This is a genomic window from Thioalkalivibrio sp. ALE19 (genome assembly GCF_000428605.1).
GTDB lineage: Bacteria > Pseudomonadota > Gammaproteobacteria > Ectothiorhodospirales > Ectothiorhodospiraceae > Thioalkalivibrio.
Genome location: NZ_AUAG01000009.1, coordinates 85023 through 108495, shown reverse-complemented (window position 1 = coordinate 108495; position 23473 = coordinate 85023). Strand labels below are relative to the sequence as shown.

General features: G+C 68.1%; 22 protein-coding genes and 1 pseudogene. 8 read left to right on the top strand and 15 right to left on the bottom strand.

Annotation, left to right across the window (positions count from 1 at the left end):
* The first annotated feature begins 298 nt into the window (after positions 1-298).
* The 4 genes from ftsY (at position 299) to rpoH (ending at position 3912) form a co-directional block, all read left to right on the top strand.
* The gene (ftsY, locus tag F787_RS0105085) at positions 299-1303 is read left to right on the top strand and encodes a signal recognition particle-docking protein FtsY (RefSeq protein ID WP_028491490.1); all 1005 of its coding nucleotides are present in this window, start codon (positions 299-301) and stop codon (positions 1301-1303) included.
* A 7-nt stretch (positions 1304-1310) separates the two neighbouring features.
* Positions 1311-1988, top strand: coding sequence for a cell division ATP-binding protein FtsE (ftsE, locus tag F787_RS0105080; RefSeq protein WP_019570142.1), 678 nt, complete (start codon positions 1311-1313; stop codon positions 1986-1988).
* A complete protein-coding gene (locus F787_RS0105075; RefSeq protein ID WP_028491489.1) occupies positions 1985-2914 on the top strand; it encodes an ABC transporter permease in 930 nt (309 codons plus the stop codon). Before ftsE ends, F787_RS0105075 begins: the two co-directional genes overlap by 4 nt.
* 128 nt (positions 2915-3042) lie before the next feature.
* The gene (gene rpoH, locus F787_RS0105070; protein WP_028491488.1) at positions 3043-3912 is read left to right on the top strand and encodes an RNA polymerase sigma factor RpoH; all 870 of its coding nucleotides are present in this window, start codon (positions 3043-3045) and stop codon (positions 3910-3912) included.
* 271 nt (positions 3913-4183) lie between these two features.
* On the opposite strand, the gene ccoS is transcribed toward rpoH, so the two are convergent.
* The 10 genes from ccoS to F787_RS0105015 all read right to left on the bottom strand — a co-directional run bounded on the left by ccoS (position 4184) and on the right by F787_RS0105015 (position 14833).
* The gene (ccoS, locus tag F787_RS0105060; RefSeq protein ID WP_028491487.1) at positions 4184-4459 is read right to left on the bottom strand and encodes a cbb3-type cytochrome oxidase assembly protein CcoS; all 276 of its coding nucleotides are present in this window, start codon (positions 4457-4459) and stop codon (positions 4184-4186) included.
* A 53-nt stretch (positions 4460-4512) separates the two neighbouring features.
* A complete protein-coding gene (locus F787_RS0105055) occupies positions 4513-7002 on the bottom strand; it encodes a heavy metal translocating P-type ATPase (RefSeq protein WP_028491486.1) in 2490 nt (829 codons plus the stop codon).
* A gap of 39 nt (positions 7003-7041) precedes the next feature.
* A complete protein-coding gene (locus F787_RS0105050) occupies positions 7042-7869 on the bottom strand; it encodes a FixH family protein (RefSeq protein WP_028491485.1) in 828 nt (275 codons plus the stop codon).
* A gap of 90 nt (positions 7870-7959) precedes the next feature.
* The gene (gene ccoG, locus F787_RS0105045; protein WP_018947081.1) at positions 7960-9366 is read right to left on the bottom strand and encodes a cytochrome c oxidase accessory protein CcoG; all 1407 of its coding nucleotides are present in this window, start codon (positions 9364-9366) and stop codon (positions 7960-7962) included.
* Between the two features lie 148 nt (positions 9367-9514).
* The gene (gene ccoP / locus F787_RS0105040) at positions 9515-10444 is read right to left on the bottom strand and encodes a cytochrome-c oxidase, cbb3-type subunit III (RefSeq protein WP_028491484.1); all 930 of its coding nucleotides are present in this window, start codon (positions 10442-10444) and stop codon (positions 9515-9517) included.
* On the bottom strand, positions 10441-10662 hold the full coding sequence (locus tag F787_RS0105035; RefSeq protein ID WP_019570135.1) for a cbb3-type cytochrome c oxidase subunit 3: 222 nt from the start codon (positions 10660-10662) through the stop codon (positions 10441-10443). Before F787_RS0105035 ends, ccoP begins: the two co-directional genes overlap by 4 nt.
* Before the next feature lie 24 nt (positions 10663-10686).
* Positions 10687-11421 (bottom strand): cytochrome-c oxidase, cbb3-type subunit II, encoded by a 735-nt coding sequence (ccoO, locus tag F787_RS0105030; RefSeq protein WP_018947084.1) that lies wholly within the window; start codon positions 11419-11421, stop codon positions 10687-10689.
* A gap of 19 nt (positions 11422-11440) precedes the next feature.
* On the bottom strand, positions 11441-12928 hold the full coding sequence (gene ccoN / locus F787_RS0105025) for a cytochrome-c oxidase, cbb3-type subunit I (protein ID WP_019570134.1): 1488 nt from the start codon (positions 12926-12928) through the stop codon (positions 11441-11443).
* Between the two features lie 268 nt (positions 12929-13196).
* The gene (gene bioC, locus F787_RS0105020; protein ID WP_028491483.1) at positions 13197-14075 is read right to left on the bottom strand and encodes a malonyl-ACP O-methyltransferase BioC; all 879 of its coding nucleotides are present in this window, start codon (positions 14073-14075) and stop codon (positions 13197-13199) included.
* Positions 14072-14833: an alpha/beta fold hydrolase gene (locus tag F787_RS0105015; RefSeq protein ID WP_028491482.1), complete on the bottom strand. Its 762-nt coding sequence runs from the start codon at positions 14831-14833 to the stop codon at positions 14072-14074. Before F787_RS0105015 ends, bioC begins: the two co-directional genes overlap by 4 nt.
* Positions 14834-14905: 72 nt before the next feature.
* On the opposite strand from F787_RS0105015, the gene plsY reads away from it, so the two are divergent.
* Positions 14906-15550, top strand: a complete 645-nt coding sequence (gene plsY / locus F787_RS0105010; RefSeq protein WP_019570131.1) for a glycerol-3-phosphate 1-O-acyltransferase PlsY — start codon at positions 14906-14908, stop codon at positions 15548-15550.
* 18 nt (positions 15551-15568) lie between these two features.
* On the opposite strand, the gene tsaD is transcribed toward plsY, so the two are convergent.
* Together tsaD and F787_RS0105000 are read right to left on the bottom strand one after the other, a co-directional pair.
* On the bottom strand, positions 15569-16588 hold the full coding sequence (gene tsaD / locus F787_RS0105005) for a tRNA (adenosine(37)-N6)-threonylcarbamoyltransferase complex transferase subunit TsaD (RefSeq protein ID WP_028491481.1): 1020 nt from the start codon (positions 16586-16588) through the stop codon (positions 15569-15571).
* A gap of 61 nt (positions 16589-16649) precedes the next feature.
* Positions 16650-17840, bottom strand: coding sequence for a class I SAM-dependent methyltransferase (locus F787_RS0105000; RefSeq protein WP_028491480.1), 1191 nt, complete (start codon positions 17838-17840; stop codon positions 16650-16652).
* 93 nt (positions 17841-17933) lie between these two features.
* On the opposite strand from F787_RS0105000, the gene F787_RS0104995 reads away from it, so the two are divergent.
* From F787_RS0104995 to F787_RS0104985, 3 genes are all read left to right on the top strand, one after another.
* On the top strand, positions 17934-18656 hold the full coding sequence (locus tag F787_RS0104995) for a pteridine reductase (RefSeq protein WP_028491479.1): 723 nt from the start codon (positions 17934-17936) through the stop codon (positions 18654-18656).
* A gap of 48 nt (positions 18657-18704) precedes the next feature.
* The gene (locus tag F787_RS0104990) at positions 18705-18974 is read left to right on the top strand and encodes an accessory factor UbiK family protein (RefSeq protein ID WP_018869073.1); all 270 of its coding nucleotides are present in this window, start codon (positions 18705-18707) and stop codon (positions 18972-18974) included.
* Positions 18975-19064: 90 nt separating this feature from the next.
* Positions 19065-20576, top strand: a complete 1512-nt coding sequence (locus F787_RS0104985; protein WP_028491478.1) for a YifB family Mg chelatase-like AAA ATPase — start codon at positions 19065-19067, stop codon at positions 20574-20576.
* Positions 20577-20641: 65 nt separating this feature from the next.
* Here F787_RS0104985 and F787_RS17125 read toward each other — a convergent pair whose 3' ends face one another.
* From F787_RS17125 to pgaC, 3 genes and pseudogenes are all read right to left on the bottom strand, one after another.
* Complete coding sequence (locus tag F787_RS17125; RefSeq protein WP_018869071.1) at positions 20642-21532, bottom strand: c-type cytochrome; 891 nt, start codon at positions 21530-21532, stop codon at positions 20642-20644.
* 234 nt (positions 21533-21766) lie between these two features.
* Positions 21767-22198 (bottom strand): annotated as a pseudogene (pgaD, locus tag F787_RS17120) (poly-beta-1,6-N-acetyl-D-glucosamine biosynthesis protein PgaD); the annotation flags it as partial.
* Complete coding sequence (gene pgaC / locus F787_RS0104975; RefSeq protein ID WP_028491477.1) at positions 22191-23456, bottom strand: poly-beta-1,6-N-acetyl-D-glucosamine synthase; 1266 nt, start codon at positions 23454-23456, stop codon at positions 22191-22193. The gene pgaC and the pseudogene pgaD, both read right to left, overlap by 8 nt.
* Between the last annotated feature and the right edge of the window lie 17 nt (positions 23457-23473).

Sequence of the window (23473 nt, the reverse complement as noted above, 5' to 3'; positions counted from 1 at the left end):
CACGTTCGCGTTGGCACCCCGGGTTTTCCGAGACAAGGCGCGTCGTGCAACGGGTAGTGGTTCTACCCGCAAGCGACGCAACGCCGGATCGGGGAACCCGGGGCGCCAACCCCGAAGGGGCTCGGCCGCCCGTTGTTGATCAAAACGGGCGCGCGCACGGCGTTGCGACTCCCTTGTGCAGAATGACTGCACAGCGGTCGCCGCGCCTTGTTCGCACGCAAAAGCGACTCGAGCGCGAACGTGCATATTGATCAGCGTTTCCCTAAGATTATGCATCTCTCAACAGACCTCCCCCGGCATGTTCGGTTTCCGCAAAAAGAAAAAGTCCGAAGACTCCGCGAACGACGCGACACCGGCCGCCGAGGAAAAACCGGCGCGCGGCGGGTGGTTCCAGCGCCTGCGCCAGGGCCTGTCCAAAACCGGCCAGGTGCTCAACGCCGATCTCGGCAGCCTGTTCCGCCGGCGCATCGACGACGAGCTCTTCGAGGAACTGGAAGAGCGCCTGCTGATGGCGGATGTCGGCCTGGAAGCCACGCAGAAGATCATGGACCGAATCACCGGCGAGGTGAAGCGGCGCGAGCTCGACAACGCCGAAGCGCTGATGGACGCGCTGGAAAACGCGATGATCGAGGTGCTGGAACCGGTCTCCGAACCGCTGACCCTGCCCGATGATCCGGGGCGGCCGTTCTCCATCCTGGTGGTGGGCATCAACGGCGCGGGCAAGACCACCACCATCGGCAAGCTGGCCCATCACTTCCGCGCCGACGACTTCTCCGTGATGCTGGCCGCCGGCGACACCTTCCGCGCCGCGGCGGTGGAACAGCTGCAGAACTGGGGCGAACGCAACGAGGTGCCGGTGATCGCCCAGGGCACCGGCGCCGACTCCGCCTCGGTCGTCTACGACGGCCTTCAGGCCGCCACCTCGCGCGGCATCGACGTGATGATCGCCGACACCGCCGGGCGCCTGCACACCCAGACCAACCTCATGGACGAAGTACGCAAGGTCAAGCGGGTGATGGGCCGGCTGGACGCGCAGGCCCCGGACGAGGCCCTGCTGGTGGTGGACGGCGGCACCGGGCAGAACGCCCTGAGCCAGGCGCAGCAGTTCCACGAGGCGCTGGGCCTGACCGGCATCGTCGTCACCAAGCTGGACGGTACCGCCAAGGGCGGGATGATATTCGCCCTGGCGGAACAGCTGGGCGTCCCGGTGCGTTTCATTGGCGTGGGCGAGAAGCCCGAGGACCTGCAGCCCTTCGACGCCCGCCGCTTCGTACGGGCCCTGCTCGGCCGGGACGACGACTGACCCGTCGATGATCTTCCTGCAGCGCGTCACCAAGCGGTTCGGCTCCCACTCCGAGGCCCTCAGTCAGGTCAGCCTGAAGATCGACCCCGGGGTGATGGCGTTCATCACCGGCCCGTCCGGTGCGGGCAAGAGTACGCTTCTGCGCCTGATTGCCGGGCTGGAACGTCCGACCCGTGGCCGCCTGCGGGTCAACGGCTTTGATCTCGATCAGCTCTCCGCGCGCGACATCCCGCAGTTTCGCCGCAGCATCGGACTGGTCTTCCAGGATCACCGCCTGCTGTATGACCGCCCGGTGTACGACAACATCGCCCTGCCGCTGGAGATCATGGGGTACCGGCGACCCGAGATCCGCCGCCGGGTGCGTGCGGCGCTGGACAAGGTGGGCCTGCTGCAGCGCGAGGGGGCACGGCCGCAGACCCTGTCGGCCGGGGAACAGCAGCGGGTCGGGATCGCCCGCGCGATCGTCCATCGCCCGTCCCTGCTGCTGGCGGACGAGCCCACCGGCAACCTCGACCCGGCACTGTCACGCGAGATCCTGGCCCTGTTCGCCGATTTCAACCGGATCGGCATGACCGCGCTGGTGGCCTCGCACGACCAGGAGCTGGTGGAACGCATGCCGCATCCGGTGCTGCATCTGGAGGACGGGCGCATCGAGGCCCGCGCACGCCAGGAGGCCGGCGCATGAACCGCGCCCGGGCCCTGCGCGACCGCCTGGGCGCCTGGCGCGAGGCCCACGCGGACGCCGCCCGGCGCAGCCTCGCACGGCGGCTGCAGGCCCCGATCATGTCCCTGATCAGCATCGCGGTGCTGGGGTTCATCCTGGCGCTTCCCGCATTCCTGTGGGTCCTGCTGGACAATGCGCGGGCACTCTCCGCGCACGTCGACCATGAACCGCGCATCGCGGTCTATCTGGAAGCCGGCGAATCCGGCGCACTGCAGCAGCACGCGCGGGAGCTGGAGCGGCTCGCGGATGTCGGCCGCGTGACGGCCGTCCCGGCCGAACGCGCCCTGGAGGACTATCGCGCCGACCTGGCCGACCCGGCCCTGCTCGACTGGATGGACGGCAACCCCCTGCCGGACACCCTGGACGTGGTGCCGCAGCGCAGTGATCCGGAAACGGTCACGCGCCTCGAGACGGCCCTGGCGGAGCGTTTCCCCGACGCTACGCTGGTCAGCGATGACGAGTGGGTGCGCCAGCTCAACGCGCTGTACCAGCTCGGTACGCGGGTCCTCACGATCGTCGCCGGCCTGCTGGGCCTGGGTGCCCTGCTGGTGCTGGCGCTGGCCAGCGCGTCGGAACTGCGCGAGCGGCGCGAGGAGATCACCATCGCGCGGATCAGTGGCGCAACCCACCGCTTCCTGCGCCGTCCGTCGCTCTATGGGGGCATCTATGGCGGGCTGGGCGGCGGGCTGTTCGCCGTGCTCCTGCTCTACCTCGGCACCTGGCAGGCGCGCGAACCGCTGGAGACGGCCGCCGGGGCCTTCGATATCGACTATGCCCTGCGTTTACCGGGCCCCGAGGTTGCGTTGGGCATGGTCATGGCGGCGGTTATCCTCGGCTGGGCGGGCGCACGTCTGGGCAGCGGACACGCCCTGCGGGATGCCCCTTGATCCCCGTGACCGACCCCGGGTTGAAATCGGCGGTGCACACCCCATATTGCGGAACTCCCGGAGGGTTTAGCACTCGAATGGTTTGAGTGCTAAAGTTGAAGCTGTTACGAAGGGAGGGATGCAAATCCATGAGTCAGGCACTGATGCCCCATCGCGCGGACATGCCCGTTCCGGTGGGCGATCTCAATCATTACATGCAGGCGGTATCGCAGATCGAGGTACTGAACGCCGAGCAGGAGCGCGAGCTCGCGCTGGAGCTGCACGAGCGCAACAACCTCGAGGCCGCCCGCAGCCTGATTCTGCACAACCTGCGGTTCGTGGTGCACGTGGCCCGCGGCTACAGGGGCTACGGCCTGCCGCTGGGCGATCTGATCCAGGAAGGCAACGTGGGCCTGATGAAGGCCGTGCGGCGTTTCGATCCGCACCAGGGCGTGCGCCTGGTCTCCTTCGCCGTACACTGGATCCGGGCCGAGATCCACGAATACATCCTGCGCAACTGGCGCATCGTGAAGGTCGCGACGACCAAGGCGCAGCGTAAGCTGTTCTTCAACCTGCGCAGTGCCAAGCAGCGCCTGGGCTGGATGAACCGCGAGGAAGTCTCCGCGGTGGCCGAGGACCTCGGCGTCAGCGAAGCGGAAGTCTGGGAGATGGAAAACCGTCTGGCCAACCAGGACACCAGCTTCGATCCGCTTCCCGAAAACGATGACGACGAACGGACAGCCCTCGCACCGGCACAGCGCCTGAGCCTGGAGGACATGAGCGACGACCCCGCCCGGGTGGCCGAGGAGGCCGACTGGGACGCGCATTACAGTTCGCGTCTGGGCGAGACCCTGGAAGAGCTGGACGAGCGTTCGCGCGACATCCTGATGCGCCGCTACATGGGCGAAAAGAAGGCGACCCTCCACGAGCTGGCGGCGGAATACGGGGTCTCGGCCGAACGCATCCGGCAGATCGAGAATGCCGCGATCCGCAAGATCCGTACGGCCTTCGCTGACTGAGTCTCGGATCCGCGCCCTTTCGCAGGGGCCGTGATCGAAAAAGCCCCCGGCGATTCGCGTCGCCGGGGGCTTTTGCGTTAGCGGTCTTTCGGTAACCCCTCAGCCGAAGAGGATCACCGAGAAAAAGCTGAACCACGACCAGACGACCAGGACAGCCGTGAGGGTCAGCGGGAAGTTTTCGAAGGTAAACCAGCCACCCATGACGCCACCTCAAGATCCATTACGTTTTCGTGGGCAAGATTAAGACGTTTCGGCGAGGGGCGCAAGGGGGTCAACCGTCGCGCGTGCCCGAACCGGCCTCCTCCGGGCGCCGGGAGGTCGGGGCCTGCCCGTCGGCCTCACGCCGCTCCTTCGCCGCCCCGCGCCCGCCGGACCCGCTGGCCGGGGGCTGCGTGGGAATCCTGGGGTCATCGTCGTCCATCAGGATACGGTGGGCCGGCCCCTCGAGGTCATCGTACTGTCCGGAGCGGATCGCCCACAGCAACAGCAGTCCGACCACCAGGGCGAACAGCATGGCCAGCGGAATGAGCAGGTACAGGATGTTCATGCCTCCAGTGTACGGAGGCAGCCGCGGGCGTCAAAGCCCCGCGCGGGGACCGCTCAGGTCGAGTCACGCGGGCGCGGCGGCCGCAGGCGCAGGGCGTTGCCCACCACCAGCAGCGAACTGAGCGACATCCCCAGCGCGGCCAGCCACGGAGTCAGGATGCCCGAGGCGGCCACGGGCAGGGCCACGACGTTGTAGCCAATGGCCCAGATGATGTTCTGCCGAATCACGTGCCGCGTCGCCCCGGCCCGCTCGAACACGCCGGGCAGGCGGTCGAGGCGATCCGACAGCAGGATCAGGTCCGCGCGGGTGCGCGCCAGGCTGCTGCCGCCACCCATGGCCAGGGATACGTCGGCCCCGGCCAGCACGGGGGCATCGTTGACCCCCTCGCCCGCCATCAGCACGCACTCGCCACCTGCCTGACGTTCGCGCACATGGGCCAGCTTGTCGTCCGGCGACAACCCCCCGTGGGCTTCCGTGATCCCGAGCCGCTCGGCGAACCTCGCCGCCGCCTCGGGCCGGTCGCCAGTCAGCAGGACGACCCGCAGGCCACGCTCCTGCAGGGCCCGCACCGTGGCCGCGGCCTCGGCACGCGGGGTGTCGGCAAGCCAGAAGGTCGCCACCACTCGGCCATCCACCGCCAGCCACACCGGTGAGGCCAGGGGGTCGGGCGTGGTGTTCGAACCGGTCGGCGGTGTGGCGGGCATCAGTGACGCTCCGCCGACGGCGACGTGATGCCCGTCGATCGTTCCGGTCAGGCCTTCGCCGGGGTGATTCTCGACCCCGACCGCGACCGGCTGCCCGCCCGCCTCGGCGACCAGCGCGCGCGCCAGGGGGTGTTCGGAATGCCGCTCCAGGGCCGCGGCCCACGCCAGCGCACGCTCGGGATCGAATGCCGGGTCATGGACCTCGGTCGCCACCCGCCGGGGCCGGCCGTCGGTGAGCGTGCCCGTCTTGTCCAGACACACGGTGGTGACGCGTGGCAGGACCTCCAGCGCAGAGCCCCGGGTCAGCAGAACGCCGTCGCGCGTCAGCGTCCCCGTGGTCGCGGTGAGCGCCACCGGCGTCGCCAGGGCGAGGGCACACGGGCAGGTCGCGACCAGCATGGCGACCATCACCCACAGGGCGCGGGCCGGGTCGATCAGGAAATACCAGACAAGCCCGGCCAGCAGCGTGAGGATCAGCACCGCGGCGACGAACCACCCGGTACCGGCCTCGGCCATGCGCGCGACCCGCGGCTTTTCGGTCTGCGCCCGATCCAGCAGTCGCTGGATCGCCGCCAGGGTGGTCTCCGCTCCGACCCTGCGGACCTCCACCACCAGCGGGCTCTCGACGTTCACCGTGCCTCCGACGACGTCGGTACCGGCACTGGCCGGGCGCGGCTCGGGTTCCCCGGTCAGCAGGGCCCGGTTGACCGTCGATCGCCCGTCCACCACCACGCCATCCGCAGGCACGGATTCACCCGGGCGTACCTGCACCCGATCGCCGGGCTCGAGCTCCGCCACGGGCACCGACTCGGTTTCGCCATGGTCGGTGACCCGGCGTGCGATCGCCGGGACCAGACGGTCCATGCGATCCACCGCTTCGCTCGCATGCTGGCGCGCCATCAGCTCGAGGTAACGCGAGGTCAGCAGGAAAAAGACGAACATCACCACCGACTCGAAATAGACATGCTCGCCGGTGCCGGAGAACACCGCCCACAGGCTGGCCAGGTAGGTCGCGATGATCGCGATGCTGACCGGTACGTCCATACCCAGTTGTCGGTGCCGCAGGTCCCGCCACGCGCTCTGATAGAACGGAATCGCGGAGTACAGCACCACCGGTGTGGCGAATATCGCGGCCACCAGGCGCATGAAATCGATGATCGACTCGTGCTGCGGATCTCCCTCCCCCAGCCACAGGGCCACGGCGAGCATCATGACCTGCATCATGCCGAGGGCAGCAACCCCCAGGCGACGCAGGGCGAGCCCGCGCTCGCGGGCCAGCGCCTGCTCGCGTGTGCCGGGGTCGTAGGGATGGGCGCGATAACCGATGTCCCGGATCGCACGCAGGATATCGGACAGCGCCAGACGCTCGGGGTCCCAGGTCACCCGGGCCCGATGCGTGGAGTAGTTGACGCGGAATTCCTCGACGCCGTCCAGTGCCTGGACGTGGCGCTCGTTCAGCCAGACGCAGGCCGCACAGGTGATGCCCTCGAGGATCAGCGACGCCTCGCGACGTTCACCGGAGGTGGCCTCGCGGGCCGTCACGAACTGGCGCTGAACCGCCGGGGCGTCAAACAGTTCGAGCTCGCGCAGCTCTTCGGGGACGATGCTTTCGCCCGATGCGGCCGGCGCCGCGGTGCGATGATGATAATACGACCCCAGGCCGCGCTCGATGATCGCGCCCGCAACGGCCTGGCAGCCGGGGCAGCAGGTGGGGCGACAGGTGCCCTCGAACTCCACCGGGTAGTCGGCACCGGGAGGCACCTCGAGACCGCAGTGAAAACAGTGCTCCTCCGGCGCCGCCTCCGACGGGGCCGGTTCGTTCACCGCATGCTGGCTCACGACAGGGTCAGACGCATGGCCTCATCGGGACCCGCGCCGTCAGCCCGAGTGACCGTGAACGCGCGTGTTCGCCTGCTGTTCGACCTGCGCCCCGTCGCGTTCGACGAAGAAGCGCAGATCCCAGCGCCCGGCCTCGGGAAGTGCCACGTCGACCTCGTAGAATCCGTCACCGCGTTCGCGCATGGCGAAGGGTTGATCCTTGCGATGGTCGGCGAGCCAGAGGAAGGTACCCGTGACCTCTGCCCCTTCCAGAGGCCGGCCCTCGGCGTCGCGGACCTCGACCCGCAGGGTCTCGGTCTCCCCCTTGCGGGGCTCTCCCAGCCAGCCCTGCCGGATCTCCCAGCCGCGCGAAGCCTGTTGCTCCAGTTCGCTCATGCGATGCACCGCCAGCGCCTGGTCGCGATCCTCGAAGCCGTCGACCAGCCCCGGAAACGCCGAGGTCACGCGCTCCACGGGGGCGTCCGGCTCGGGCAGCAGGGTACCGATGAAACGGTCCGGCATGCCATTGTGCGCGAGGGTAATCAGCACGGCCTGAACCGTTGCAATGATGGTGAAGAACCCGACGATCACCATCGGCGCCCAGTGCAGACGCCCCACGTGGGCCTTGCCGGCGGCCGCCTCGGCCTCCTTCTGGCTGAACACGATCCCGAGCCCGTAAGGCACGATCACGTACAGCGCCAGATGGATGGCGAAGACATCCGCCCCCTGCCAGGTAAGGATGGAAGCCGGGATGAACACGAACAGCATGACCGCCACCACGACGGCAGCCGCGTGATAGGCGCGCAGGCGCGTGAAGCGGTAGATCAGGAAGAACAGCAGCGCCAGGGCGGCACTGCCCAGGCCAAGGGTAATAACCAGGTTGCTCATGATGCCTTCAACGTCCACGGGGACGGGGTTGCGTCCGGTGTTTGCGAACCCCGGCACATCCGTTTGCCGGGGTAGAGGTCCGCCCTCCGGTCAGCGCGCGTAGCTGAACTGGGAGCCGATGGTGTAGGGGTCGATCCGACCCTGACGATCCGTAATCACGAAGTCGAACGGGATCCGGGATCCGGAGGCATCCGCCGGAACATCGTAGCGCACTCGCGCCAGCACCGTCAGGCGTTCGCCCGGCTCCAGGCGGATGTCCGACACCTGCCCCAGATCCAGCGTGGCACCGTCCAGGCCATCGATCCCCAGTTCAAAGTCGAGCACTTCCTGACTCGTATTGTTCAGGCGGATTTCGTAGGAGTTCTGGATCTGGCCGTCCGACATCTGTACGTAGAGGGGCTGGCGCACCTGATTCACGTTGGCATCCATCGGCGGACGATCCAGGATGCTCGCCACCAGGGCCCCCAGGATGACCAGCATCACCGCCCCGTAACCCACGGTCTTCAGCCGGATCGGGTGCGTCTTGCCACCTTCCAGCTCGCGTTCCGAGGTGTAGCGGATCAGGCCGCGGGGCCAGCCCTGCTTGTCCATGATCGTGTCGCAGGCATCCACGCACAGCGCGCAGTGGATGCACTGATACTGGAGTCCGTCCCGGATGTCGATCCCGGTGGGACACACCTGCACGCAATAGCCGCAATCAATGCAGTCGCCGACACCCGCCGCCTGGCGCTCCTCGCGCGTCTGGAACCCCTTGACCGGCTTCGCCCGCCCTGCCGAACCTTCGCCGCGGTTCTCGTCGTAGGACACAATCATGGTGTCCTTGTCGAACATCACGCTCTGGAACCGCGCGTACGGGCAGATAAAGGTGCAGACCTGTTCGCGTGCCAGCCCCGCTGCCGTGTAGGTGGTGGCCGTGAGGATGCCCGCCGTCACATAGGCTGCAAACACGGCCTCGCCGACGAAGAACTGCTGCACGATGGTGGGCGCGTCACCCCAGTAGAGGACGAACCCCAGTCCGGTGGCAAACGCAACCAGCAGCCACGAGGCGTGCGTCGCGGTGTATTTGAGGATCTTTTCGCCATTCCATGGCTGCTTCGACAGCCGGATCCGCGCGGGCCGCTCACCCTGGATCTTCCGCTCCAGGAACATGTACACGTCGGTCCACAGCGTCTGGAAACAGAAATAGCCGCAGAACACGCGACCGGCCAGGCCGGTCACAAAGAACAGAGTGACGGCCGCCAGCATCAGGAAACCGGCCAGCCAGAAAATATCCTGGGGATATACCACGAGATCGAACAGGAAGAACTGGCGACCCGGGATATCGAAGAGGATGGCCTGGTTGGGGCCGTACTCGCGCTCCCAGCGGATCCACGGAAGCAGGAAATAGACGCTGTAGGCGACGAGCAGGATACCGGTCTTGAGGTTGCGGAACCGCCCTTTAACCGAACGCGGATGGATCGGAATACGGGCTTCGTACATCGGCTGCTGTTCCGCCATCAATGCCTCCCGGGGAACGGCCCCGGATCAGGGACGCCGCGGGTCCGGTGTCCCATGGGATTTCGATCATTAACAGCTAATGAGGGTGCGAGGTCAAGAACCTCGCACCCTTGCGGTCGGATATCGACGCGGTAGAAGGGCAGCGGGCTTACTGCCCGCCACCGAGGGAGTGCACGTAGGCCGTCAGGATCTTGATCTCTTCATCCGACAGCCGATCCGCGAAGGCCGGCATCTCGCGCTGGGCACCGTTGCGGATGAAACGCGCCACCTGACGCTGACGCTCGCCATCGTCGGCGGCACCGTGGACGTCCACCAGACCCCAGATGTCATTGGTCAGGTTGGGCGCACCCTGGGATTCGAGCCCCTCGCCGCCGGTACCGTGGCACTGGAAGCAGCCGCCGTCAGTGCCGGTGAAGATCCGCTCGCCCGCCTCGACCGCGGCCGGATCCATGTCGTAGCCGTTCATCGACAGGACGAAAGCGGAGACGTCATCCAGCTGCTGGTCCGAAAGGATGCCCCGATAACCGGGCATGTAGCCCAGGCGTCCCTGAACCAGGGTTTCTTCGATCTGCTCCACCGTGCCGCCCCACTTCCAGTGGTCGTTCCGCAGGTTGGGATACTGGCCGATCACGCCGGCACCGCCCACCTGATGGCAGGCCGCGCACCACGTGCCGAAGGAACCCTGGGCGTAGGCGTTCACGAAGCTCATCGCGTCCGCGTCCTGCAGGATTTCGGCGTACTCCATGCCCGCAACCTGTTCCAGCATGTTGCGCTGGCGCACGGCGTACTCACCGGTCTGCATGTCCCGGTAGAACAGCGCCCGGGTGTTCCAGTGCGTGGTGACCTCCTCGCCGTCCTGCTCGTAAGTCACCGAGGCCAGCCCCTTGGTAAAGGTGTCGCCGATCGGCCAGGCCGGGTAGAGGACCCAGTAGACCAGGGCGAACACGACCGTGGCGTAAAAGCCCCACAGCCACCAGCGCGGCAGCGGATTGTTGTATTCGGCGAGGTCCTGGTCCCAGACGTGACCGGTGGTTTCCACCTCACCCTGACCCGGTTTGCGATTGTCCTGTGTGCTCATTGCTCGTCACTCTCGGTTTTGTCACGCCGGGACGTCGTCGGCTCCCGATGTGAATCATCATCATCCAGAGGAATGTAGCGATACGTCTCGAATTTCCGTGCACGCCGGGGGCTGGCGAACAGATAGATCACCACCCCGACGAACGTGCTCATGAACAGGATCAGGGCCAGGGTCTTGCTGTTGCCCATGTCCTGGATCCATTCCCACAAACTCAGCATGACGGAATCGAGCTCCCTGACGGCTTACCGGAATTCGGCAAAGTGGCCGTCATCGTATTCACTGAAATCGACCATGGTTCCCAGAACCTGCATGTAGGCAACGATGGCGTCCATTTCGGTAATGGTTGCGCTGTTGCCGTCAAAATTCTCGGCCTGGGCCTGCTCGATCAGGTTTTCCTCCGCCCGGTTGATGTCGAACATGCGGGCGTGTTCTTCGCCGTACTTCTCGACGTTACGCTCGTACTCCTCTTCCGTAAGGGAGTAAGGAACGCCCACGCGCTTCAGGGCAATCATCCGGTCCTCGAGGTCGGACATGTCCAGAGGCGTCTCCGCCAGCCACGGGTAACCCGGCATGATGGATTCCGGCACCAGCGACTGCGGGTCGATCAGGTGCTGGACCTGCCACTCGTTGGAGTACTTTCCGCCCACCCGGGCAAGGTCCGGGCCGGTCCGCTTGGACCCCCACTGGAACGGATAGTCGTACTGCGACTCGGCCGCCAGCGAGTAATTGCCGTAACGCAGCATCTCGTCACGGAAGGGCCGCACCATCTGCGAATGGCAGGCGTAGCAGCCTTCCCGGATGTAGATGTCGCGCCCCCGCTGCTCCAGCGGGGTATAGGGCCGGACGCCATCCACCTCTTCGACGGTGTCGTCGATGTAGAACAGCGGGACGATCTCGACCAGGCCGCCGACACTGATGACGGCCAGAGTCAGGACGATCAGGAGTCCGGCGTTAGTCTCTACGCTTTCGTGCTTCATGATTCCTCTTCTCCCCTGATCAGGCCGTGCGGGCTTCGGCTTCGATGGCTTCCTGACGGGCACGGGCTTCCGCCTTGATGCCCGTGCGAACCGTCATGAAGATGTTGAACGCCATGATCACCATGCCCAGGAGGAACAGACCGCCGCCGATGGCACGCACCACGTACGGCTGATGCAGGAACACCACGGACTCGGTGAAGGTGTAGGCCAGGTTCCCGTACTGGTCGAAGGCGCGCAGCATCAGGCCCTGACCGATACCGGCCACCCACATCGCAGTGATGTAAAGCACGATGCCGACGGTGGCGAGGAAGAAGTGCACGTACACCAGCTTCAGGCTGAAGAGGTTCACGTTCCACAGCCGCGGGATCAGGTGATAGAGCGAGCCGAAGCTGATCATCGCCACCCAGCCCAGGGCACCGGAGTGCACGTGGCCCACCGTCCAGTCGGTGTAGTGGGACAGCGCGTTCACGCTTTTCAGCGACATCATCGGACCCTCGAAGGTCGACATGCCGTAGAACGCCAGCGCGGTGATCAGGAACAGCATGATCGGGTCGGTGCGCAGTTTGTCCCAGGCACCGGACAGGGTCATGATCCCGTTGATCATGCCGCCCCAGGACGGCAGCAGCAGCAGGATGGAGAAGGTCGCCGCCAGGGTGGAGACCCAGTCCGGCAGGGCCGTCCAGTGCAGGTGGTGCGCACCCACCCACATGTACAGGAAGATCAGCGCCCAGAAGTGGATGATCGACAGCTTGTACGAGTAGATCGGACGGCCGGCCTGCTTCGGCACGAAGTAGTACATCATCCCGAGGAACGCGGCCGTCAGGAAGAAGCCCACCGCGTTATGGCCGTACCACCACTGACGCATCGCGTCCTGCACACCGGAGAACATCGGGTAGGACTGCGGGTTGAACAGGCCCACCGGCACTTCGATGTTGTTGAAGATGTGCAGCAGCGCGGTCGCAAGGATGAACGACATGAAGAACCAGTTCGCCACGTAGATGTGCGGCTGGTTGCGGCGCAGCAGCGTCATGGTGAAGACCAGGAAGTACACCACCCAGGTCACCAGGATGATCAGGTCGATCTGCCAGTTGAACTCGGCGTATTCGCGACCCTGCGTGATCCCGGCCATGTAGCTGATCACGCCCAGGATGAGCGCGAGGTTCCAGCCATAGAACGTGAAACTGGCCAGGGAGTCGTTCCACAGTCGCGCGTGACAGGTGCGCTGAACGACGTAATAGGACGTGGCGAACAGGGCGTTACCCCCGAAGCCGAAGATCACCGCCGTGGTGTGCACCGGGCGGAAGCGCCCGAAGGTGATCTGCGCGATGTCGAAGTTCAGGAACGGCCACGCGAGCTGCGAGGCAATCCAGACCCCGGCGGCCATGCCGAACACGCCCCAGAGGACGGCGGCAACCGCGAACTTCTTGACGATCGCGTAATTGTACTGCTCGGTTGAAGCGACTGACGCTGCGGGTGCGGCACCCGCGGTAGTGGCTGCTTGTGACATGACTTTTCCACCTTGCTGCGGGGAACACGAAGGTCCCGATGGATCGGGGGCTCAGAACTCTACCCCATTACCGGTCGACAAAAAAAACCAAGACCACCCCCTGCAGTCGGACATTCGTTCGAGAGCAGGGGAACTTTCTGGCCGCTGAAGGATACACCGGCGGATACCCCTGACGCGAGAGTGCACCGAGTGATTCCACTCGGTGTTGAGGCAAATCACGCACCCGCGATTTTTCGCGGGATTTTCGAGGGAGTGCGAGGGGCGGACGTCAGGAGACCGGCCGAATCGGGATGGTGCGCCCTTCCGGCGCGCGCGGCGGGGGCGCATCCGGCACCCAGGCGTGCCCGTACACGACCTCCCAGGTCGCCGGCAGGCGGCCTTCCACGCCGAATCGCTCGGCGTAGGCCTCGGCCACGGCCACCAGGCGCCGGGGGCCGGTAAGCCCGCGGCCACGCCCGGCCAGGGCGTTGCGCACCCCCACACCCCGCAGATCGCGCATCAGTCGGGTGAGATCGGGATAGGTCAGGGTCAGGGTTTCCTGATCCATCACCGGGTCGGCGAAGCCTGCGCGCACCAGGGCATCGCCGATGTCGTGCATGTCGATGAAGGCATTCACGTGGGCGGCCGCACCGCCGTCCACCGCAGCGAACGCCTCGCGCAGCTCGCTCAGGGTGGCCGGGCCGAAGGTGGTGAACATCCACAGGCCACCGGGCGCCAGGATCCGGCGGACCTCGGCAAACGCGCGATCCAGACTGCTGCACCACTGCAGTGCGGCGCTGGAGATCGCCAGATCCTGCGAGGCGTCGGCCAGCGGCAGGGCCTCCATGTCGGCACACAGCACCCGCGGGCGCCGCAGCCAGCGCCCGCGCCGGCGGGCCCGCTGCAGCATGGGCGGCGCGAAGTCGACCCCGGTCAGACGGGCGCTGCGATAACGGCGGGCCAGGTCGTCGAACGATTCGCCGATCCCGCAGCCCAGATCGATCACGCGTTCCGGCTGCATGCGGATCAGGTCCAGGCGTTCGAGCAGGCGCCCCTGAACCTCGCGCTGCACTGCCGCGTGCGTTGCGTAGTCGGCAGCGGCGCGGGCAAAGCCTTCACGCACCCGTGCCTTGTCGAGTTCGAAGCCGGAAGGGTCGATGTCGCTCATGCGGGGATCTCCGCCAGCGTTGCATGGATGAATTCGGCGACCGTATCGGGCGCCGCCAGCGGCAGGGCGTGCGGACCGGGCACCCGCCGGATGCGCGCCCCGGGCACCCGGGTCGCCAGATGCCGTTCCAGACCCGGCGGGATCAGGGCGTCGTCTTCGGCCAGCAGCGTGGCCAGCGGCAACCCGGCGCCCAGATCGCCACGCCGGTCCGCATCACGCAGCGCGGCGAGCCCCGCCGCCAGGGCCTCGGGTCGCGCCGCCGCCGCTTCCAGCCCGCCGCGCAGGGAACGCGCGAGCGCGGCGGGCTCCTGCGCGCCCCGCGCGCACAGCGCAGCAAACTGGCGGCGCAGGCGTCCGGTGTCGCCGCCGAGCAGACGGGCAAAACCGTCCAGCTCGCGGGGATCCATTGCCTCCGGCCAGTCCGCCGCGCGCACGAAGCGCGGACTTCCCGCCACCAGGATGCGTCCCCGCGCATGCGCGCCCCGGACGGCCAGCGCGGGCAGTGCGCCCAGCGACCAGCCGGCCCACACGGGACTCTCGAGATCGTCGGGCAACCCCGCCACCAGCTGCGCGGCGACGGCATCCGGATCGGCCAGCTCGTCACCGCCGCCGGCGGCGCCATGGCCGGGCAGGTCCGGGGCATGGATCCTCCCCGCGTACCCCCGCGCCCGCAGCGCACGGATCACGGGCTCCCAGACAGCGCCCGAGAATCCCCAGCCATGCAGCAGAACCAGCGCGGGGGCGCTGCCGTCGCTCACGAGCGCCCCCTGCCCCGGCCACGCCCCGTTGCGTATGATGGGCCCGCATCCGCCAACCGGAACCGCTCCACCATGCTCAGCGCCATTGCCATCGTCCTCGCCTATCTGCTCGGGTCCGTATCCAGCGCGATCCTGGTCAGCCATGCGCTGCGGCTGCCCGACCCGCGCACCAGCGGCTCGCGCAACCCCGGGGCCACCAACGTGCTGCGTACCGGCGGACGCACGGCGGCCCTGATCACCCTGCTGGGCGACGTGGCCAAGGGCTGGCTGCCGGTCTTCATCGTCCTGCAGTGGACGGACCTGCCGGGCTGGGCCGCGGGTGCCGTGGGCCTGGCGGCCTTTCTCGGCCACGTCCTGCCAGTGTACTACCGCTTTCAGGGCGGCAAGGGTGTCGCCACCGCGCTGGGCGTCCTGCTGGCGCTGAACCCGCTGGTCGCCCTGCTGAGCGCGCTGACCTGGCTGGCGGTCGCGGCGATCTGGCGCTATTCCTCGCTGGCGGCGCTGGTGGCCGCCGGCGCGGCGCCGCTGTACCTGGCCTTCGCCCCGGGCGAGCCGGATTTCTGGATCGTCACGCTGGTCGCGGTGATGGCCCTGATCCTGTTCATCCGCCATGACGAAAACATCCGGCGGCTGATGCGCGGCGAGGAATCCCGCATCGGCGAGAAGAAAAAGCCCGCCTCCGGGGAAGACGACGCCGAAGAAGACGGCTCCGCGTAGGGCGGCTGCGGCCCGGCTTCAGCCGGTCAGCTCCGCCAGCGGCCAGCGCGCCCGGGCATGGATGACCGGGCTGCCGGCGTCGTCCACCGCCTCGGCGGCGCGCCCGGTCTGCAACCGGCGCAGGCCGGCCAGCGCGATCATCGCTCCGTTGTCGGTGCAGAATTCCGCCCGCGGAAAATGCACCGGCACACCGCTCTCGCGCGCCATGCGCTCCAGACCCGCGCGCAGGGTCGCGTTCGCGGCCACCCCGCCGGCCACCACCAGCGCCGGCGCACGGCTCTGCTTCAGCGCACGCCGGGTCTTCTCCACCAGGGTCTCGCTGACCGCCTCCTCGAACGCCCGCGCGACATCCGCCGGGGCGTGTCCGCCCTTGCGCACGGCCGTCAGCACCGCGGTCTTCAGCCCGGAGAAGCTCATGTCCAGACCGGGCCGGTCGAGCATCGGCCGCGGCAGGCGCAGCGCATCCGCCTCTCCGTCGGCCGCCAGCCGCGCCAGCGCCGGCCCGCCCGGATAGCCCAGCCCCAGGAGTTTGGCGGTCTTGTCGAAGGCCTCGCCGGCGGCATCGTCGATGCTCTCGCCCAGCAGCTCATAGTCGCCCAGGGCACGCGCGTGGATCAGCTGAGTGTGGCCGCCGGACACCAGCAGCACCAGGAAGGGAAACTCGAACTCGCCCTCCAGCATCGGCGCCAGCAGATGCCCCTCGAGGTGATGCACCGGCAGGGCCGGGACACCCCAGCCCCAGGCGAGCGAACGCGCCACTGCGGCACCGGTGAGCAGCGCGCCCAGCAGCCCCGGCCCGCCGGTGTAGGCGATGGCATCCAGCTCTTCCCCGCGCATACCGGCCTCGTCCAGCACCGCGCGCACCAGCGGCAGCAGCCGCCGGACATGGTCGCGCGAGGCCAGCTCGGGCACCACGCCGCCGTAGACCGCGTGCAGATCGGTCTGGCTGTAGAGCCGGTGCGCGAGCAGACCCTCGCGCTCGCTGATCAGCGCCACGCCGGTCTCGTCGCAGGAGGTTTCGATGCCGAGCACGTTCATCCGGGAATCATGCCCCGCGGCGCCCCGGCGGGAAAGTGCCCCCACCGGTCCCGTGTCTCCGTCACAGCCGCCCCCGGCGGTCGGGAAGGCCGGCCCGCGGCAGCGACGGGCAGTCGCGGGTCAGGGCCATCACCTGGAAGCGCTCGCCCATCTCCCCCGGCAGCGTCAGCATGCGCACCGCCTGCGCCGCGCGCAGAGTGGTCTCGGCGTCACTGGCGTCGCCGACCCGCGCATCGAAGCGCGCGGGCAGCCCGGCCGCCAGCAGGAACTCGCCCTGTGCGGCGTACACCGCGACCTCCAGCCCGGCGGCATCCGCCGCCTCCGCGACCGCGGTAAAATCCACGCTGGCGGTCAGATCCATCAGCCCCGGCTGCGCCAGCGGATCCAGCACCATCTGCTGACGGTGGTAGCCCACCAGCGTCCCCTGATGCCGCTCCGGGGCGTAGAAGGCATCGCGCGGGAAGCCGTAGTCGACGATCACCACCGCGCCGCGCTCCAGATGCTCCGCCGCGGCCGCGACCCAGGCATTCTGGGCCGGACGCCACTCCGAGGTGTAACCCTCGGGCCACGGCCCGCAGCGCGCGTGCAGCTCGTACACCGCGCTGCGCAGCGGCTCCGGGGCCGGGCGTTCGGCCAGCACCAGGCCGCCCTCGTCCGCGGACACGCCCATCTGCCCCACCGCCCCGTCGCGCCAGCGGAACAGCTCCACCGGCAGGGCATCCAGCACCTCGTTGGCCAGCACTACGCCGCGCCAGGGCTCGCCCGGCAGGGCATCCAGCCAGGTCACCCGCGCGAAGTCTTCCGCCGGCAGCACCGCCTGCAGATACTCGCGCTGGCGCTCGCGCAGATCCGGACTGACCTCCAGGATCCAGTAGCCCGCCCACGGCACGCCCGCCTCGCGCAGGGTGGCCAGCACGTCGCCCGCCAGCCTCCCGGTGCCTCCGCCGAATTCCAGGATCACGCCCTCGCCGCCGAGGTCCTGCTGCAGCACCGGCGCCAGCCATGCCGCCAGGGTCTCGCCGAACAACGGCGAGATCTCCGGCGCGGTGACGAAATCCCCGCCCGTGCCCAGCTTGTGCGCCCCGTTGACGTAATATCCCAGACCCGGTGCATAAAGCGCCCGGTCCATGTATTCGACGAAGGGCAGGAACCCTCCGGCTTCGCGGATGCTCTGTTGCAGGGAGTCCACCAGCCGCGCGGAAAGGTTCGCGGCCGGGTCCTCGGGGCCTGTGCTAGATTCTGCCGGCGGCATTGGTCATTCGTTCCATGCAAGGAGTTGGCAGTGGCAGAGAGTGCCCCAGGCAAGGATTCACCGAAACCCCCGGAGGACGGCGGCGAACGCCGCGTGGTCCTGATCACCGGCGGCGCGCGGCGCATCGGCGCGGCCATCGCGCGCGAACTGCACGCCGCCGGACTCGACGTCATCGTGCACTGTCGGCGCTCGCGCGCCGATGCCGAAGCGCTGACCGACGAACTGAACGCCCGGCGTCCCGACAGTGCCCGGCCGCTGCAGGCCGACCTGCTCGACCCGCAGGCCCCGGAGGCCCTGGCCCGGGAAGCGCATGCCTGGCGCGGCCGGCTGGACTTCCTGGTCAACAACGCCTCCACCTTCTACCCCACGCCGGTGGGCGAGATCACCATGGCGCAATGGGACGACCTGATGGGCTCCAACGTGCGCGCCCCGCTGTTCCTGACCCAGGCCTGCACCCCCGCCCTGCGGGCGAGTGGCGGCGCGGTGGTGAACATCGTCGACATCCACGCCCTGCGACCGCTGAGCGGCTATCCGGTGTATTCCGCGGCCAAGGCCGGGCTGCATGCCCTGACCCAGTCGCTGGCACGCGAGCTGGGTCCGGAGGTGCGCGTCAACGGCGTGGCACCGGGGGCCATCCTCAGTCCCGAAGACCCGGCCAACGTCGCCCCCCACGAGGCGATGGTGGAGCGCACGGCCCTCAAGCGGCCCGGCGACCCGGCGGATATCGCCCGCACCGTGCGCTTCCTGCTGCTGGAGTCCCCCTACATCACCGGCCAGGTGATCCCGGTGGATGGCGGCCGCTCGGCCTCGCAATGACACCGGAACGCGTTAGACTGGAAGAACCGAAACCCGGAGACCGCAGGCATGCTTGACCCGAAACATTTCGATGACCTCGCCCGACGCATCACCGAAAGCCTGCCGGAATCGGTGCGCAGCGTGCAGGAAGACGTCCACCGCCAGGTGCGCAGCTCGCTGCAGGCCGGTCTGGAGCGCATGGACGTGGTGACCCGCGAGGACTTCGACGTCCAGGTTGCCCTGCTGGAGCGCACCCGCGAGCGCCTCGCCGAACTGGAGGCCCGGGTGGAAGCCCTCGAGCAGGCCGCCCGACCGCAGGACACCGATTCCGACAACTGATCGCCGCATGTGGCGCCGCCCGCGGCCGCGCCATCACCAACCAGTTGCCGCCGGGCCCGGAACGCCCGGCCCGAACAGGGAGAGGCAGGGATGCCCATCGCCATTGTCACCGCGCGCGCGACCGACGGGATCCGCGCACCGGCCGTCACCATCGAGACCCACCTGGCCAACGGCCTGCCGGCGTTCCAGATCGTCGGCCTGCCCGAGGCCGCGGTGCGCGAAAGCCGCGACCGCGTGCGCGCGGCCATTCAGACCGCAGGCTTCGAATTTCCGCGTCGGCGCATCACCGTCAACCTGGCGCCCGCCGACCTGCCCAAGGAGGGCGGGCGCTTCGATCTGGGGATTGCACTGGGGATCCTGGCGGCCAGTGAACAGGTCCCGCAGAGCGCCCTGGATACCCGCGAATTCCTCGGCGAACTGAGCCTCGACGGGCACATCCGTCCGGTGGGCGGCGCCCTGCCGGCCGGACTGGCCGCCGGCGAGGCACGGCACCAACTGGTCCTGAGCCCCGATGACGGTCGCGAGGCCGCCCTGACCGGACGTGCCGACATCGTAACCGCGCGCCACCTGGGCGAGGTCTGCACGGCCCTCAACGGTGGCCCCGCCCTGCCCGCCGCCGAACCTCCGGCAGCGTGTCCACCGGCCTACCCCGATCTGGCCGACGTACGCGGCCAGCATCGCGCACGCCGCGCGCTGGAGATCGCCGCCGCCGGCGGGCATCACCTGCTGATGGTCGGACCGCCGGGCAGCGGCAAGTCCATGCTGGCCGCCCGCATGCCCGGGCTCCTGCCGCCCATGGATGACGCTGAAGCCCTGGAAACCGCCGCGATCCACAGCCTGCGCGGCACCCGGCACCTGCACGAGGACTGGCGCAGCCGCCCGTTCCGCCAGCCGCACCACACGGCCTCGGGCGTGGCCCTGGTGGGGGGCGGCGGGACGCCCCGCCCGGGAGAGATCTCGCTGGCCCACAACGGGGTACTGTTCCTGGACGAGCTGACCGAGTTCGACCGGCGGGTGCTGGACGTGCTGCGCGAGCCCCTGGAGACCGGCATCATCCACATCTCGCGCGCCGCCCACCAGGCCGAATTCCCGGCGCATTTCCAGCTGGTCGGCGCCATGAATCCCTGCCCGCAGGGCTTCGACTGTGACCTGGGCAACGCGTGCCAGTGCACCCCGGAGCAGCGCGGGCGCCATCGCAAGCGGCTGTCGGCGCCGCTGCTGGACCGGATCGACCTCGCGATCGACGTACCGCGCATCCCGCCGGCGGAACTCGGCCGCGACACCTCTGACCCGGACGCCGAAGACAGCACCACGGTCGCCCGCCGCGTGGCCGCGGCGCGCCGGCTCCAGCTGGAACGCCAGGGCTGTCTGAACCGGATGCTGGAAGGCCGTGCCCTGCAGCAGCACGCCAGCCTGCCCGAGGAAGAACGGGCGCTGCTGGATGCCGCCGCGGAACGTTTTCGCCTGTCGGCCCGGGCCTACCACCGGATCCTGCGCGTGGCCCGCAGCCTCGCCGACCTGGCCGGGGCACCGACCATCGGCCGCGCCCAGCTGACCGAGGCCCTCAGCTTCCGCGCCCTGGACCACTGGCGCGTGGAGTAGACACAAGAAAGCCCCGCCACGACGCGTTCGTGGCGGGGCTTTGCGGGGCTTTTCGCAGCCCGGCTTCAGGACTCGTCGAACGTCGCGATATAGGCAGACAGGTCGGCAATGTCCTGATCCGACAGATTGCGCGCGTTCGGCGCCATCAGGTGGGTGTCATCCCCCACGGTCTCGCCGGCGCGGTACGCCACCAGACGACCGGCAATGAACTCCGCCGTATTCCCGGCGATGGCCGGGAAGATGCCCACGCCCTGGCCCCGGGCGCCGTGGCAGGCGACGCACGTGCCGTACAGCTGGTTTTCGGCGCGCGTGGCGTCACCCGCAGCCAGATCGATGCCGTTGACGGTTTCACCATTGCCATTCGTGGCGGCTTCCTCCGCGGCGGCCTCCTCCTCGGCGGCGGCCTCTTCTTCCTCGCTCGCGGCTTCCTCACCGTTGCCGTTCTCCGCGGCACCGTTGTCCGGCGACCAGCCGTGATCCACGTCCGCCTGATCCAGCATGTAGGCGACCGCCTGGCGAACCTCGTCGTCGCTCAGGCTCGGGTCCCCGCCCTTCGCCGGCATCGCATTGAAGCCGTTGATGGAGTGATCAAAGAGGGTATCCATGCCCTTGTCACTGAAGCGCGAGGACCATTCGTCGGTGTCGTCCACGATGGGCGCACCCGAAGCCCCCGTGTCGTGACACGCCGCGCAGACATTCTGGTAAATATCCCCCGGACTCAGATCGGCCGCTTCCTCGTCCGCCACGTCCACCGGACCGGCCTCGACCCGTCCCGCCGGAGTCAGGCGTTCCGTCAGCTGTTCCTCGGTAATGGTGGTGCGTTCCGCCGTGCCCATCTGGCCGAGCCAGTTGACCAGCTGGGCCACCAGGAAAATGACCGCGCCCGCCAGCGCGATTGCCGAGATGAACAACAGCACCTTGTTCCCGGCATCCATCTTGATCGGTTGATTCGCCACTTCTCTCCCTCCGAGATCCGGCCGAATGCGGCCTTGATTTTGGTTTCCCCTGGAATCCGGGCGCGGCCCCGAAAGCTGCGGCGCACGGGCGCGCACGAGAGGCGAAAGTATAGGGCATCCGGCAGCGGCAGGCCACAAACCGAGTGCAGCACTCGAATACTCCGAATGCGCACCGGGGGGCCCGGCCGCCTTCTCCACCGACAAGGGCACCAGGAGACGGGTATCCAGCACCCGCCCGTCCTCATCAAACTGCACCACGCCGACCCGGGCACCCTGTGTCCGCTGCACGGCGAACGGATCGAGCCCGAACGAGCGGGCCAGACCCTCGGCATTCACCGGCGGCGGCGCCCGGCGGCGTTCACGTCCGCGGAAACGGACCAGGTTGTAGATCGCCCAGCCGAGGAACAGGGCCCCGGCCACGATCACCACCAGCACGTAGATCTGCACCGTGAAGGCCGTACGCAGCGGGTCATCGAGGACATATTCCTCGAACCGCCCGAACCCGAACACCCAGCCCCCCAGGGCCAGCAACGGCGTCAGCAGATAGAGCCAGAGCGCCCATCCAGCCAGAGCCAGCATCGCTCCCAGCCCCCGGTGGCGGGCGGTGCGCAGCTCGGGAAAATCGAGGACCTCCGGAATCCGGGGTCGCTGCCTTGCGTCACTCACGGTCCTCTCCCGACGCTTCCGCCCGCAGGCCGCGGTCCGGGCTGGTCCAGCGAGCCCGCATGCCGCGCGGCTTCGACAGCGCACGCGGGAAAGCCGCCACCGTGGTGAACACCGACAGCACCCAGAACGCGAGCGGGTACCAGATGATCCAGAGATAGTTTCGCAGGAACCGTCGGCGCGGTTCATAGTGGCGGTCGATCGCGAGACTCACCAGGAACTGGATCAGGCAGGTCACGCCCAGGATCACCCCGTTCCATTGTGGCAGCAGGGTCTCGATGTGCCACTGCGGCGGCAGGGGTACCAGCTGGCCGACCACGTACAGCAGCATGATGAACAGGATCACGTAGGCCCACAGAACACTGACCCCGAATTCCAGCGCCACCATCCAGAAACGGCGCCGGCGCCACATGAACAGCTCCGGAAGATGACGCACCAGCGCCTCGATCCCGCCCTGGGCCCAGCGCAGGCGCTGCTTCCACAGGCCACGCAGGGTCTCCGGCATGTAGATATAGGTCAGGGCGTTGGCCTCGTAGCGCACGTCCCAGTGATCCATCTGCAGGCGCCAGGAGATATCGATGTCCTCGGTGACCATGTCGGGGGCCCAGTACCCGACCCGGTCAAGCGCGGTCCGGCGGAAACCGGCGATCACACCCGAAACCGTGAAGACCCGCCCGTAGACCCGCTGCGCCCGCTTGATCAGACCGATGATGGAGGAGAACTCGCCCACCTGCAGCTTGCCCAGCATGGTGGTGCGATTGAGGATACGCGGGTTGCCGGTGACCGCACCGACCCGGGGCCCCGAGGCCAGGTGAAACGCCAGCCAGTGCACCGCCTCCGGGTGCAGCAGGGCGTCGCCATCGATGCACACCAGGTATTCGTTACGGGCGGCGAGGGCGCCGGTGCGCAGGGCCACGGCCTTGCCCTGATTGGAGGCCAGATGGATGACCCGCAGGCGCGGGTGTTCGCGCGCCAGCTCGTCAAGGATCGCGGGGCTGTTGTCGCTGCTGCCGTCATTGACCGCGATGACCTCGAAGTCCGGGTATTCGGAGGCCAGGGCGTAGGCGATGGTCTCGCCGATCTGGGCCTCTTCGTTGAAGCAGGGGATGATGATGCTGACCCCCGGGTCCCCCTTCACCGGTGGCGGCGTACGGTTGCCCCGTTCCCAGCGCAGGTAGTACCAGAGCCCGCCGAACATCCACATCCAGGCCATGATCAGCGGGTAGAAAAAGGCAAACGCGAACATTACGTCACGGATCATCATGCACTCCCGTCATC

What these genes read in the sequence shown, in the direction of transcription:
- ftsY (WP_028491490.1), top strand. Translation starts at nt 299, where the DNA reads ATGTTCGGTTTCCGCAAAAAGAAAAAGTCCGAAGACTCCGCGAACGAC.
- ftsE (WP_019570142.1), top strand. Translation starts at nt 1,311, where the DNA reads ATGATCTTCCTGCAGCGCGTCACCAAGCGGTTCGGCTCCCACTCCGAG.
- F787_RS0105075 (WP_028491489.1), top strand. Translation starts at nt 1,985, where the DNA reads ATGAACCGCGCCCGGGCCCTGCGCGACCGCCTGGGCGCCTGGCGCGAG.
- rpoH (WP_028491488.1), top strand. Translation starts at nt 3,043, where the DNA reads ATGAGTCAGGCACTGATGCCCCATCGCGCGGACATGCCCGTTCCGGTG.
- ccoS (WP_028491487.1), bottom strand. Translation starts at nt 4,459, where the DNA reads ATGAACATCCTGTACCTGCTCATTCCGCTGGCCATGCTGTTCGCCCTG.
- F787_RS0105050 (WP_028491485.1), bottom strand. Translation starts at nt 7,869, where the DNA reads ATGAGCAACCTGGTTATTACCCTTGGCCTGGGCAGTGCCGCCCTGGCG.
- ccoG (WP_018947081.1), bottom strand. Translation starts at nt 9,366, where the DNA reads ATGGCGGAACAGCAGCCGATGTACGAAGCCCGTATTCCGATCCATCCG.
- ccoP (WP_028491484.1), bottom strand. Translation starts at nt 10,444, where the DNA reads ATGAGCACACAGGACAATCGCAAACCGGGTCAGGGTGAGGTGGAAACC.
- F787_RS0105035 (WP_019570135.1), bottom strand. Translation starts at nt 10,662, where the DNA reads ATGCTGAGTTTGTGGGAATGGATCCAGGACATGGGCAACAGCAAGACC.
- ccoO (WP_018947084.1), bottom strand. Translation starts at nt 11,421, where the DNA reads ATGAAGCACGAAAGCGTAGAGACTAACGCCGGACTCCTGATCGTCCTG.
- ccoN (WP_019570134.1), bottom strand. Translation starts at nt 12,928, where the DNA reads ATGTCACAAGCAGCCACTACCGCGGGTGCCGCACCCGCAGCGTCAGTC.
- bioC (WP_028491483.1), bottom strand. Translation starts at nt 14,075, where the DNA reads ATGAGCGACATCGACCCTTCCGGCTTCGAACTCGACAAGGCACGGGTG.
- plsY (WP_019570131.1), top strand. Translation starts at nt 14,906, where the DNA reads ATGCTCAGCGCCATTGCCATCGTCCTCGCCTATCTGCTCGGGTCCGTA.
- tsaD (WP_028491481.1), bottom strand. Translation starts at nt 16,588, where the DNA reads ATGAACGTGCTCGGCATCGAAACCTCCTGCGACGAGACCGGCGTGGCG.
- F787_RS0105000 (WP_028491480.1), bottom strand. Translation starts at nt 17,840, where the DNA reads ATGCCGCCGGCAGAATCTAGCACAGGCCCCGAGGACCCGGCCGCGAAC.
- F787_RS0104990 (WP_018869073.1), top strand. Translation starts at nt 18,705, where the DNA reads ATGCTTGACCCGAAACATTTCGATGACCTCGCCCGACGCATCACCGAA.
- F787_RS0104985 (WP_028491478.1), top strand. Translation starts at nt 19,065, where the DNA reads ATGCCCATCGCCATTGTCACCGCGCGCGCGACCGACGGGATCCGCGCA.
- pgaC (WP_028491477.1), bottom strand. Translation starts at nt 23,456, where the DNA reads ATGATCCGTGACGTAATGTTCGCGTTTGCCTTTTTCTACCCGCTGATC.